This is a genomic window from Vibrio sp. Vb0349 (assembly GCF_033338975.1).
This window is the reverse complement of sequence record NZ_JAWOTS010000001.1, coordinates 106,505-118,901: the sequence shown is the minus strand read 5'-3', so window position 1 is coordinate 118,901 and position 12,397 is coordinate 106,505. Positions and strand designations below refer to the sequence as shown.

At 45.7% G+C, this 12,397-nt stretch carries 10 protein-coding genes; 4 read left to right on the top strand and 6 right to left on the bottom strand.

Translation table 11 applies throughout. The annotated features are described in order from the left end of the window. Nucleotides 1–13: 13 nt before the first annotated feature. From murQ to R7Q47_RS00585, 3 genes are all read left to right on the top strand, one after another. Nucleotides 14–916: an N-acetylmuramic acid 6-phosphate etherase gene (murQ, locus tag R7Q47_RS00595; protein ID WP_154204098.1), complete on the top strand. Its 903-nt coding sequence runs from the start codon at nt 14–16 to the stop codon at nt 914–916. A 28-nt stretch (nt 917–944) separates the two neighbouring features. After that, complete coding sequence (gene murP / locus R7Q47_RS00590) at nt 945–2,399, top strand: PTS N-acetylmuramic acid transporter subunit IIBC (RefSeq protein ID WP_154204099.1); 1,455 nt, start codon at nt 945–947, stop codon at nt 2,397–2,399. A gap of 148 nt (nt 2,400–2,547) precedes the next feature. Beyond that, nucleotides 2,548–3,603, top strand: coding sequence for a porin (locus R7Q47_RS00585; protein ID WP_154204100.1), 1,056 nt, complete (start codon nt 2,548–2,550; stop codon nt 3,601–3,603). 89 nt (nt 3,604–3,692) lie between these two features. On the opposite strand, the gene R7Q47_RS00580 is transcribed toward R7Q47_RS00585, so the two are convergent. Together R7Q47_RS00580 and R7Q47_RS00575 are read right to left on the bottom strand one after the other, a co-directional pair. Continuing rightward, nucleotides 3,693–4,358 carry a peptidase E gene (locus R7Q47_RS00580; RefSeq protein ID WP_248486079.1) on the bottom strand — a complete coding sequence of 222 codons (666 nt, stop codon included), beginning with the start codon at nt 4,356–4,358 and terminating at the stop codon, nt 3,693–3,695. Nucleotides 4,359–4,395: 37 nt separating this feature from the next. Continuing rightward, the gene (locus R7Q47_RS00575) at nt 4,396–5,307 is read right to left on the bottom strand and encodes a LysR family transcriptional regulator (protein WP_154204101.1); all 912 of its coding nucleotides are present in this window, start codon (nt 5,305–5,307) and stop codon (nt 4,396–4,398) included. Nucleotides 5,308–5,395: 88 nt separating this feature from the next. Between R7Q47_RS00575 and catC the strand changes: the two genes are divergently transcribed. Beyond that, a complete protein-coding gene (gene catC / locus R7Q47_RS00570) occupies nt 5,396–6,055 on the top strand; it encodes a type C chloramphenicol O-acetyltransferase (protein WP_154204102.1) in 660 nt (219 codons plus the stop codon). 56 nt (nt 6,056–6,111) lie between these two features. On the opposite strand, the gene R7Q47_RS00565 is transcribed toward catC, so the two are convergent. The 4 genes from R7Q47_RS00565 to R7Q47_RS00550 all read right to left on the bottom strand — a co-directional run bounded on the left by R7Q47_RS00565 (nt 6,112) and on the right by R7Q47_RS00550 (nt 12,375). Further along, on the bottom strand, nt 6,112–7,791 hold the full coding sequence (locus R7Q47_RS00565) for a DUF342 domain-containing protein (protein WP_248486077.1): 1,680 nt from the start codon (nt 7,789–7,791) through the stop codon (nt 6,112–6,114). 251 nt (nt 7,792–8,042) lie between these two features. Continuing rightward, on the bottom strand, nt 8,043–10,070 hold the full coding sequence (locus tag R7Q47_RS00560; RefSeq protein ID WP_154204104.1) for a tRNA(Met) cytidine acetyltransferase TmcA: 2,028 nt from the start codon (nt 10,068–10,070) through the stop codon (nt 8,043–8,045). Nucleotides 10,071–10,175: 105 nt separating this feature from the next. After that, nucleotides 10,176–11,150, bottom strand: coding sequence for a ParB/RepB/Spo0J family partition protein (locus tag R7Q47_RS00555; RefSeq protein WP_005374504.1), 975 nt, complete (start codon nt 11,148–11,150; stop codon nt 10,176–10,178). A gap of 7 nt (nt 11,151–11,157) precedes the next feature. Continuing rightward, the gene (locus R7Q47_RS00550; protein ID WP_005374503.1) at nt 11,158–12,375 is read right to left on the bottom strand and encodes an AAA family ATPase; all 1,218 of its coding nucleotides are present in this window, start codon (nt 12,373–12,375) and stop codon (nt 11,158–11,160) included. Nucleotides 12,376–12,397 lie beyond the last annotated feature (22 nt).

The window sequence follows — 12,397 nt, the reverse complement described above, 5'->3', positions numbered from 1 at the left end:
AAGAGTGTAAAACATGAAAATTGATTTAAGCCGATTGGTGACAGAAAGCCGTAATCCAGCCAGTGCAGAGATTGATACGCTTTCGACCATCGAGATGCTGCAAGTCATTAATGAAGAGGATCAAAAAGTCGCGCTCGCGGTCAAAGCAGTGCTACCACAAATTGCAAAGACGGTTGATGCAATTACTGCAGCGTTCGCCAATGGTGGCCGTTTGGTTTACATGGGAGCTGGCACATCAGGCCGCTTAGGAATTCTTGATGCGAGCGAGTGTCCTCCTACCTACGGCACGCATCCAGATATGGTGATTGGCTTAATTGCTGGTGGACACCAAGCGATTTTAAAAGCGGTAGAAAACGCAGAAGACAACGCGAAAATGGGTCAAGACGACTTAAAAGCGCTTCACCTCACCAAACATGACGTGGTTGTAGGCATTGCAGCGAGTGGCCGTACACCTTATGTACTAGGTGGTTTGGACTACGCTAAATCCATCGGATCTACGACCGCATCTATCGCCTGTAATCCGGAATGTGCCATGGCAAAAGCGGCCGACATCGCGATTCTGCCGATAGTTGGCGCAGAGGTTGTCACTGGCTCTTCTCGCATGAAAGCCGGCACCGCACAAAAACTGGTGTTAAACATGCTCACGACAGGTGCAATGATTCGTAGCGGTAAGGTATTTGGCAACTTAATGGTGGATGTAGAGGCCACCAACGCCAAGCTCATCCAACGCCAAACCAACATTGTTGTAGAAGCAACTGGCGCATCAAAAGAAGAATCAGAGCGAGCATTAAATGCCTGCGATCGCCACTGCAAAACTGCCATCTTAATGATTTTGGCCGATTTGGATGCCGAACAAGCCAAATCACGCCTCGCCGCGCACAACGGTTTTATTCGCGCAGCACTAAATAATAACTAAATAATCCGAGTTCTGAAGGATAGACCCTATGGCAAAAATAACTTCAAACACAGTATCGCAGTTGCTGTCCGCAGTGGGTGGCAGCAGCAACGTAAGCAAATGTGGTAACTGTATGACGCGTTTGCGTTTATCGCTCGCCAACAATGGTTTGGCTGATCAGTCAGTTATCAAGCAAATTCCCGGCGTAATGGGTGTGGTGGAAAGCGATGAGCAGTTTCAGATCATTCTCGGTCCCGGAAAAGCTCAACAAGCGGCTGAGATGATGAATCAATTGATCGACAGCTTAACCTCTGGTGACAGTGAAGAAGCAGATATGCCGCAACAAGATCTTTCTGCCGTCGCAGCCGAGCAGAAAAAACAGATGAAGAGTAAGCAAACCAGTGCGGTTCAGCGTTTTTTAAGCAAGTTTGCCACCATCTTTACGCCGTTGATCCCAGGCTTTATTGCCGCTGGTTTGTTGCTAGGTTTTGCGACGTTATTGGAACAGATGTTTGTTCTCGACCAGACACCAAGCCAGTTTATGTTGGATTTGATCGCCTACATGAAAGTCTTTGGTAAGGGTCTGTTTGCTTTCCTAAGTATTCTGATTGGTTACAACGCGCAGCAAGCATTTGGCGGCTCTGGTGTTAATGGTGCCATTCTCGCCTCTTTGTTTGTGCTGGGTTACAACCCAGAGGCGACATCCGGCATTTACTCTGGCATGAACGAGTTTTTCGGCTTTGCGATTGATCCGCGCGGCAACATTATCGGCGTACTTTTAGCAGCGATCATCGGTGCACAAGTCGAGCGTAAGGTTCGTCAATACATGCCAGATGATCTGGACATGATCTTAACGTCCGTTATCACTCTGTTGATCATGGGTGCGGTAACCTTCTTGATCATCATGCCAATCGGCGGCGAGCTGTTTAAAGGGATGTCTTGGTTGTTCCTCAACTTAAACGATAACCCATTAGGCGCTGCAATCTTGGCAGGTTTGTTCTTAATTTCTGTGGTATTTGGCATCCACCAGGGTTTTGTTCCAGTGTACTTCGCATTGATGGAAGCACAGGGCTTTAACTCGCTGTTTCCTATCCTAGCGATGGCTGGTGGCGGTCAGGTTGGCGCGTCAATGGCGCTGTATTTCAAAGCCAAAAAAGACGCTCTACTGCGTACTCAAGTTAAAGGCGCTATTATTCCTGGTCTTCTAGGTATTGGCGAACCATTGATTTACGGCGTGACATTACCACGCGTAAAACCATTCGTTACCGCTTGTATTGGTGGCGCTGCGGGCGGCTTCTTTATCGGCTTAGTTTCTTACCTTGGCTTACCAGTTGGTCTTAATACGGTGTTTGGCCCATCCGGTATCGTGGCGATTCCTCTCATGACATCAGAAAATGGCATCTTCCCAGGCATGATGGTGTTTGTTGCTGGCCTGCTTATCTCTTACATCGTCGGCTTCCTCACGACTTACTTCTTTGGCTGCAAAGACGTCGATTTAAGCTAAATCATTCTTCCCCTATAGGAATGGACTAGCTCGCGCCCTTGGCAAACAAGGGCGCACCCTCTCTCTACTTCACGACAATTTTTCTTATTCCGTTACTCGGAAGGGGCTTTGTCGTACCTAAAACAATAGAAATGAAAGGTCGTTAATCATGAAAAAGCACATTTTGACTCTACTTCTCCCTACATTGATGGCATCAAACGCAATGGCAGCGCAGCTGTATCAAGCGGAAGATGGGTCAGTTTTAAATATTTACTCTCGTCTTGGTTTCAATGTCACCAGTAAAAATGACGAGCACGGCGATGCAAATGGCGAGTTTGATGGTCGTATTGGTTTAAACGGTTCACAAACCATCAACGAGTACGCGTCGATCATCGGCCAAGCGCAATACCAAGTGGGTGCAGCTGAATACGCAAACCAAGTAAACGACAAACCGTCTCTGACCGCGCGTTATGTATGGGCGGGGATTGATGCGAAAGATTATGGTCGCATTACAGGTGGTCGCGTGGCATCTGGATTGATTATGTTTACCGACATTGGTGATGTATTCGCCTCTTCCGATGTTTCTATGGCGCGCCAAGCGAATAAAGTCGACAAAACCGCGACGCAAGTTTTCCGTCAAGATGGCACGCTACAATACCAAAACAGCCTAGGTAATTTCGATTTTTCTGTCGCGTACATTTTAGGAAACAACACTTCTGAGCTCGACTACGGTTACAACACTGCACTGCGTTATACGCTAGATATGGGAAGTTTGGGTACCTTGGCACCAGTGGTGGCGATGCAGAAGAATAAAGGTGATGCACGTGAAAGCAACGACACCGATTACACATTCTGGGGCGCAGGTACGCGTTACTACCTAGGTGATTTGATGTTGGGTGCGTTGTACTCGGAAGATGAACTAGAGGGCTATTACTCGCAAACCAGTACCGACAAAGTGATGGAATTGACGGCGGTTTACAGTGTAAATGACAAATGGGCACTGCGTGCTGGTTATCGTTCTTTAGAAAACAGTGAGGGTGACGAGCTAGAGCTGAAAGATACAACGCTAGAAGTGCAATACAAACTGACGCCTCGTTCTTCTATCTACACAAACTACGTTGATCGTAACGGTTCGCGTGGCTACAGCAATGGACAAGAAGTCTCGTTTGGCGGTGCGCACGCAGACGAAAGCTACTACCACTTAGGTTTGCGTTACGAGCTGTAAGCACGATACTTAATGTAAGTTAGCTGAATCCATGAGCTTCTTCTGTGTCCGGTCAGTAGTTATTGCCTTTAATGCTGATTTGAAGAAGCTCACCCTCGTAATATGTTTTCTTCGTTACCTGTTTTGACCAACACGCCTGCATCAGGAAAGCTGGTGACAGTCGCTAACAATTTTCCATCGACAAAGTGCAATGCCGCATAATCGTGAATACCATAACAAGTGATGCTCGGTTGAGAACGAGCAAAGGCTTGGAAAACCTCAAACTTCTCATCAACATGGGAAAAATGCGCCGCAGCCAAACCGTCAATTAATCCAAGACAACGCATAACTTGGTATGCTTCGGGATCACTGTCTGTCACCGCAAACTCAAACCAACAAATTGCACCAGCGCTCATGCCACAAATGATGATGCCTTGTTCATAACACTGCTTGAGTATTCTATCGATTCCCCATTCGCGCCAAATGGCCAACATCGAACGCGTATTACCGCCACCGACGTAAATGATGTCTTGTTCAAATAGCGTTTCTTTCCAACCAGCATCAAACTTAAACAACGGAAAATGGGTTACGTTTTCACTAAGCTTCGCATTGTAAAAACGTTCAATAACTTCATCGGCGTCTCCCGTGGCTGTCGGTAGAAAACAAATGTTTGGATTCTCCTTACCAGACAAAGACAAAATGTATTGATCGAGCGGGCTCGGATTCTCTCCCATCATCCAGCCACCACCACCAATCGCAATACAGTGTTTTCGCATTCCTTTGCTTCCTCTATTGTCACTAAGTTTGCTGTTGCTACTCGCCGACAGAATATATGTTCCTAAAGTGTTCGATGAACGCTCGCGTTCTTCTTGGTAAGTGCTCACGTTTTGGGTAAAGCAGATAAAGCGGCAAAATCGCATCCGTTTGCCATTCTGGTAGTAAGATCACGAGTTGTTCTTTTTGTACAGGTTCGAGTTTAGCCAGTGCAAATTCATCTAGCATGGCTACACCACAGCCCGCCAAAGTAGCATCCAACATGGACTGGACAAGATTAAAACTCAGCGTACTTTCTAACTCAATGCTGCACTGCTGTTGAGTTTGCTTATGCGTAAACGCCCATTTATCTAACACCAAGTCGCGACTTTTATAAAGGATGTGCTCTAAGTCACCAAGCTCCTCTGGCGTACTTACATTTGGTTTATCAGCTAAATACGAGCGATGAGCGATCGGTTTACAGTGTAAAGTGCGTAGCTGATGGCCGACGTATCCCTCTGGGGGAGTATCGGTAAAGTAGAATGCGATATCAAACCCAGCCTCAATCAAGTCGAGAGGTGTCTCTGTGAAGATCACTTCGACGCTCACTTGTGGATGTTGCAATCGAAACTCGATCAATGTTTGGCTGAGTAACGCAGCTCCGAAAGAAGCGGACGCCGCTATTCTCAATTTTCCCGATACGATCTCGTTTGCCATGACTTGCTCATTGATCTGCTCAGCGCCTTCGAGCAGTTTCTTTACCTGCTGATAAAACCGCAAACCATCGTAGGTCAAATTAAACTGGCGCGTAGTTCGCTGAATAAGCTGCACCGACAATATGTCTTCAAGCTGTTTAAGTTGCCGACTTACATGCGCATTCGAACAATTCAGGCGCTTTGCTGCGCCAGCAATACTTCGCTCCTCGCACAAAGCGACGTAAAGTGGTACGTAGCTGAGCCATTTTATTTCCATACAGTAATTCTGAATCTCTAAAATCAAACTACTGGAAATAATAGAAAGCCTCTAAACTCTGTACAACCTAAATTTGAAAGGATGAGTTATGAGTGTTTTCGACACGTGGTTAAAAGGTCAAGTCATTAAAGATCACATCACTAATCCCAATATCATCGTTGGCGATTACAGCTATTACTCGGGCTTCTATCATCAAAAAAGCTTCGAAGAGCAAGCAGTGCGCTACTTGTTGGGTGACCCCGTCACACTTCAAGAATGGCAAAGTAGAGAACCCAATAGCATCGACAAATTAATCATTGGCAAGTTTTGTTCCATCGCTTCTGGAGCCACCTTCATGATGGCAGGAAACCAAGGTCATCGCATTGACTGGATTTCGACCTTCCCCTTCTCTCCTGAAGAATTTGGAGAAGGCGTACAAGACGGTTTCGAGCGTGCCGGAGACACGGTGGTGGGGAACGATGTTTGGATTGGCAGCGAGGCGATGATCATGCCCGGAGTAAACATCGGCGATGGAGCCGTCATCGGAACACGCACCGTAGTGACGAAAGACGTGCAACCTTATTCGGTAGTGGTTGGAAACAACCAAGTCGTACGTCAACGATTCAGCGATAAAGAGATTGAAACTCTACTCAATATCCAATGGTGGAACTGGCCAATAGAACACATTAAACAAGCAATGAAAGTAATGTGTAGCAGCCAAGTCGGTGCGCTTGCGGACTACTATCAAGAGCACATTGTCGATTTGTAGATAAACAAAAGCCCACACATCTTGTTGCGACGTGTGGGCTCAGTGAGTAAGAAAGCTTAAACCGCAGCGACATCCTCTTCTTCCAAGTTCGCCGAGACTTTAATTTCGTATTGATTGAAACGGAACGAACAACCGCCATGAGTACGCTTTGTCGTTACTTGCTCGTCGCCAAACAGCACCGTCACGCGAGTGAAGACACGCTCTTTGGCTTCGACAATATTTTCTTCTAACGCGACTTCAAAGTCATGTTCCGTTTGTTCTAGCTTTTGCTTTATCGCTTCAAGCTGCTCGTTGTTTTGTGTTTTCATCACATCAATCTGAGCTTGTTCTTCGTCGGTACGTTCGGCTTTAGGACGTTTCTTAAATTCGAGCTCTTTACGAATCACATCCATCGTTCCTTCTTGAGCGCGTTTGTATTGATCTTTGAGCTCTGCTAATCGCTCCTTAAATGCAGAATAGCGCGCGAACGCTTCTACCTTAGTGGCGGTGTCGCCTTCTACGCCCAATTGTAAGCACACCACTTTGTCACCGACTTTTGCATCTCCGCCGCTGAGCGTACCGTTCCTACCGTTCGCATCTAGCACCGTCAGATTGCGCCCACAAACAATATCGTTATTCATGCTGTGCACCGCCAACTCAATATCTTCGCCGGCTTGCAAATCACAATATTGGGCGTAGCTGGCACGAATCGAACCTTTGGCTTTGACGTGACAACTCTTTGGCTGGCCATCACTCACGGTGTGGCCAATGATCCCTTTACCAACTTGAATGTCGTCATGCGCTTGTACGTCAGCCGATTCAATGAAGCCGCCTACAGTAATAGAACCCGTCGCTTTAACAATCATGCCGGATTCAATGTTGCCACCGATAATCACATTCCCTTTGAATTTCACGTGACCTGTATTCACGCCAACGCTATTGAGACAGAGTGCGTTATCAACTTCAATGGTTTTGTCTTTAATTAGAGGCGTACCGGATACCGATGCAATCAATAGGTTTGGGTCGTGCTTGCTTATCTCGGTGCCCTTGCCTGGCTTCATTGGGCTGTCTTTTCCAGCTTGTGGAGGAATCACTCGCCCTTGAACAGTAAAACCTGGCGTACCTTTGGTCGCAGGCGTGCGGCGCATCACCTCATCGCCTACGTCAACCGCGATAGTTTCACCGAGGTTACGTAAATCAATTTTGTCGCTAGCAGATTGGCCGTCTTTGGGTTTGAGGATGCGTTTGGTGATGTCTTTAACGAGAGGAGTAAAAAGAGCGTCTTTGCCTTTGATAGGTTGCTTACCAACCGCTACAGGTTGAGAAAAAGTTTCGCCGGGTTTGAGCTGAGTGCTGACAACCAACACTTTCTTCAAAGCCAGTTTGTTGATGCCTTTCGAAACTCGCGCTTGAGCAAGGGCTTGAACAATCTCGGGGCCACGTAAACCTCGGCCTCCGTACGCACCGACAACGTTCATACTGGCGAGCATGTCATTATTCGATAATTCGACCTCAACTTGCGCGTTGCGTTTTTCCGCAATGACGATGCCTTCGTAAGCTTCGGCTTTACGTTCTTTGGCGCAGTTAATGAATCTCACGACTTCCCCCTCAACAACAAACATCCTTTCAGCGTTCATTGCGACGAGCTGCCCGTTTAATTCATTTTGATTTAGCTCACCACCGAGGTCCACTTCTCCCGGAAGACGGGCTATCACCTTGGTCTTATCTTCAGATAACTCAAGACACAGCTTCCACATACCCTTACCACTTTGCTTCCCATCAACACTTTCAGTCTAACCAAATCCGTTTTCTGAACAAACCTCGCATTTCTTATTATAGGGCTCACGTCACTAAAGAAAGTAATCCATCAATAACGGTTAAACAACATATTAAGAGAAAACTCGATTTAACCTAAAGCTCAATCAAAATACACGCTGAAACAAAAAGGAGCTGGATTTACAGTGTAAAATCAGCTCCCAATAATTTCATTTACAGTGTAAATTTCCCTTTATTGTTTACAGTGTAAATCGCTCCAAATGTGTCTTACTTCGTCCCTTAACTGCTGCTCAACTTGCCTTCTTCCAGGTAAACCAAATTGCTGAGCACATTCAGTCCAACTACGGTTAAGAAAAAGCTTACTAATCATCAAGTCGGAAGCAGAGTTCAAACCTAAATTAAGTAACCACTGTTGAAGCCACACAGACACAGACTCATAACTGTTACCACCATCAGCATAACATTCAATTAGTAATAACTTAGCGGGATGAAGTGGACTCATTCCCAAAGGTTGCGGCAATAGAGCTCGAAAAATAGGGGCTTCTAATTTTGGATAGACGTCAGCCACATTGTTAGACAACATTTCTTCAAATAGCGCCTGAGATTGGTCGACCCAAGCCGTCTGTTGGGAATCACAAGGTTTGACCATCAAGACTGAATAACAACCGCTAGCAGCATCGCGCATTGACCCTAAGCGAATTGTACGGAAGTTCGATTGTCGCCAGAAATAGAGCAACTCTTCCGTCGCACCAAAACTCGTGGATAAGTAGGCAATGTGTTTAGCAGCCATTTGCTCAAGTTGCTGCAGAATTTTTTGACCAATGCCTTTGCCTTGCAATGCTGGATGAACCGCAATTCTCATGACTCGCAGCGTCGATAGATTCGCGACATTCGGGAATCCTAGGTGGTTTGCAATCGTAATTGGGGCTAAGTGTCCTTTAGGACGACGCTTACCAAGCTGGATTTCTTCAATCAATTCATCGTCAAGGCCCCCCTCTTCGACCGCTAATATCACCCCCACAACCGCATTATCTTGCTTAGCAAAATAGAGCTGACTGTTGTCGTCTTGCAAAAGGTGAATCAAATCATTCGGCGAGGTCTGATAATGAGCATTCACCAAAAGAGCGAAGCACTCACGCAGCAAACTAGGCTGCGATATCAAATTGTTCTTATCGGCTTTAGAAAGGGAAATTGAGTCGACCTGTTTAAGTTGATGGTGCGTTAACTCCGCATCCAACAAAAACGCGTCATAGAGCCATGATTCAAGCGCATCATTCATGCTCCAGCGGATGGGCTGTGTCATGTGCCATGTTTTCATTCCCGAACGCTGTTTCTGAAGCCAATCAACAAATTTAATCGTAAAGCCCCGGCCACAACCTTCATAACCATGAACAGTCGTAGAAAAAACGAGTCGATGATAATGTTCGGTAATGCTTTTGAGCATAGGAACTGGAATTGCAGCCGCTTCATCGACAAGTAACAAATCACATTCAGGTCTGCTCGATAGAAGTTCGTCAGGAGCAATGAATTGAATGGCTCCCTGCCCTGATTCTAATCTGTCCTTCCTAATACGCTGCGCATTAGGAAGTAGCCGCAAAGCATGTTGGTAAACAGGCTCAACGGCTTTTATAGATGGTGCCGTAATTAAGATTCTAAGTGGCTTCTGCTGTAATAAGCTCGCACACGCAATGCCGAGGGCACTTGTTTTTCCGCGCCCACGATCAGCGGTCAAAACTAACGGTCGCTTTCGATGTCCAGTTACCACCTTTTCAATTAGAGAAATGGCATGTTCTTGTTCCGTGTAGTGGCTTTCTTTTTCTGCCTGCTTGATGTCTGGAGCCGTTGGCAATGGTTTGTCTTGCTCAATAACAACGAGCTTCTCCCATTGTTTATGCATCCATTGCTGAGCAAAATTCGCATTTTGTCGCAGCTCAGTAATGACAATAAGAAAACCGCCGCCAACCAATGAGCCAAGCGCGGCGGTAAAACTATTTGCGTCAAAGCCATTTCGAGCATCAAACAATAGAACGTCACACTCTCTGCCTAGCAACATGTGCCCTTGTTTAGACGAAACGCTGGATACGTTTTTCAAACCAAAATCACCAACAGAAAACCAACGTTGATGGCGCTGCGTTTTATGGAACTCTGACATCAACTCATTTTGCCAAGAAGCCTCGCCTTGAATGACAACACCAATCCTTTGGAAAGATTGGTGAGCTTGATGTTGAAGTGATGAAAGGAAATCAGATTGTGTCTGCATTTTGTCTATCCAACGTTGAACTGACGTAATGGTATCACATCTTTAATTTGACGCTTCTCAGATATAAAAAAACCGCCCGGAGGCGGTTGATTCAATCATCATTTGTTATTGCAGTTTGGTTTGTACAAACGCAAGAATCTCTTCCATTAAGCTGTCGTCAACTTTCTTCAAGTTCAAAGCCAGGCTGCTACCTTTTCGGCTATAGCTTGCTCGACCTTTTACTAAGTCGACTTTTTCCGTCTTCTTGCCAGGTTTTGCTGGTGCAAGTTCAGTAATCCAATTTTCGATGCTTTCCGTGACTTCTTTTGTCAGACGAGCAACGCCTTGAGCTGTGCTTCGCTGCCATAAAAACCCTTCGCTAGAGCGACATTTATCTAACAGCTCTTGCTGCTGCTCTGGCGTCAGCGTTGAAAACTGTTTGTGCAGTTTCACGATAGTTGGACGACCGAGATCGCCAACATTCGGATACGCTTGAAGCAGTTCTAACGGTAATGCTGCGGCTTTTAAAGCACCACTTACCAACGCTTCACTGCACTGGAACATTTTTGCCAATGCTTTCTGATCCTCAGCTTCACCACTATCAAGCTTAGCCTGCATCTCTTTCCCTTTTTCATATAAAGAGAGCGGCTTGTGAGCATTTGCCACATCAGACAAAAACTTAGCATGGTCAGTATTAATGTTGTCAGCAACATAAACCAAAAAGTCTTGTTCGGCGAGGATACAAGACATGCGACGACGGCTACCATCTAAAACTTCGATCTTGCCATCTTCAGTTCTACGACCCACTGCTGGATATTGTTGGCCACGCTCTTTGAGTGTGACTAAAACATCAGATAAAGCATGTTCGTTTAAGAACGATTGCTCACGAGCGTTATCAACAAATACTGTTGTTTCTGTCGCAACTTTATTTGCAGGAATACGCACAAGTTCAAACTGAACAATATTTTCACCTGCAACTGCTAGTTCAATCGTTTGAGCTTTCTCTTTTGCCGCAGTTTGCGCCTCTTGCGGAGTCACAACACGACGCTTATTCGTTTTGCCAAATAATTTCGCGTTTAATTCAGACGTTTTCAAAGCCATTTACTTATTACCCCTGATTCAATGACGGCCAATTAGAGTGCAGCACACGCTCTAATTCCAGTGCGCTTTTATGAACAGCGTCTTGCGCGGTGGCTAGTGTCTTCTTACCGCCTTCAAAATCGCTTACTGTCAGATCAAATACTGTGCTGTAGGTATCGGCACAGGTTTCAAACGCACGGCTACGAGGAATAGTAGCCATCATAACTTGGTCACCTAGAAGATAGTTCATTTCAGTTAAAACAGAAACTTGCTTCTTATTGTCGTCCTCAAACATGGTTGGCATCAAGCGAACAAACTCAAGACCATTCCAGTCCTCCGGGAACATTTCATATACCGTAGGCAAATGCTGGAAGAAGTTTACTGTTGAAGCCCAGTCCAGACGCTTAGCCGCACAAGGAATGAGCAAGGCATTTGATGCATACATCGCATTCCATACTAATGGGTCAACGTGTGGACCGGTATCAATCATAATGATATCGAAGTCATCAGCAATTTTATCAATCAGTTGCTCTTTCAGCAGACGGACGATATCGAGTGATGGGTCTTCAGATAGCGTTTGCCATGCTTCCGCATTAAACATCGCGTCTTCTGGAAACGCTGAAATCGACTTTAAGTTCGGATATTGCGTTGGCAGCAATACGTTTTTACGTAAAAATTCACTGTCAATTTCCACACCATCAGGCACGTTACCCAACATAATGTCTACCGCAGAATAGATATTATCATGCTCTGCCATGCTGATTTGCGGGTTGAGGAATAAACGTAGCGAGCCTTGTGGGTCTAAGTCGATTAAACAAATACGGTATCGTTTATCCAAATTTAGCGCTAAACATGCCGCTAAATGAACCGCGGTCATTGATTTACCTGTACCGCCCTTTTGGTTCTGCACATTAATAATCCAAGGTTTGTTACCTGAATTCTTTTTACGCTCATGAAATTTAGGCACTTCAGCCGCATCCATGAGCATGTGTGCTTCTTCTAACGTAATTGAATAATGATTCGCGTTGTTTTTGGTAAATTGATGCCCAGCGGCTTCCATTTTACCAATCGCGTCGTCGAGCTTACGGCGAGTTAGACCAGAACGGGTTTCCATCATCGCTTTCGACATTGGTGGGAAGTAGTTATCGCTTCGCTCTTCTAAAACAATTTCAATACGGTCAGCTTGAACCTGCTGAGTCAGCTCCGCTAACTCAAGAAGGTTTTCAATCGTTTTTTCTCTTTTCATGCCAAATTCCGTTGGAAGGATT

Coding starts and splice junctions, on each gene's coding strand:
- R7Q47_RS00550 (WP_005374503.1), bottom strand. CDS start 12,375: ATGAAAAGAGAAAAAACGATTGAAAACCTTCTTGAGTTAGCGGAGCTG.
- murP (WP_154204099.1), top strand. CDS start 945: ATGGCAAAAATAACTTCAAACACAGTATCGCAGTTGCTGTCCGCAGTG.
- R7Q47_RS00555 (WP_005374504.1), bottom strand. CDS start 11,150: ATGGCTTTGAAAACGTCTGAATTAAACGCGAAATTATTTGGCAAAACG.
- R7Q47_RS00565 (WP_248486077.1), bottom strand. CDS start 7,791: ATGTGGAAGCTGTGTCTTGAGTTATCTGAAGATAAGACCAAGGTGATA.
- R7Q47_RS00585 (WP_154204100.1), top strand. CDS start 2,548: ATGAAAAAGCACATTTTGACTCTACTTCTCCCTACATTGATGGCATCA.
- R7Q47_RS00580 (WP_248486079.1), bottom strand. CDS start 4,358: ATGCGAAAACACTGTATTGCGATTGGTGGTGGTGGCTGGATGATGGGA.
- R7Q47_RS00560 (WP_154204104.1), bottom strand. CDS start 10,070: ATGCAGACACAATCTGATTTCCTTTCATCACTTCAACATCAAGCTCAC.
- catC (WP_154204102.1), top strand. CDS start 5,396: ATGAGTGTTTTCGACACGTGGTTAAAAGGTCAAGTCATTAAAGATCAC.
- murQ (WP_154204098.1), top strand. CDS start 14: ATGAAAATTGATTTAAGCCGATTGGTGACAGAAAGCCGTAATCCAGCC.
- R7Q47_RS00575 (WP_154204101.1), bottom strand. CDS start 5,307: ATGGAAATAAAATGGCTCAGCTACGTACCACTTTACGTCGCTTTGTGC.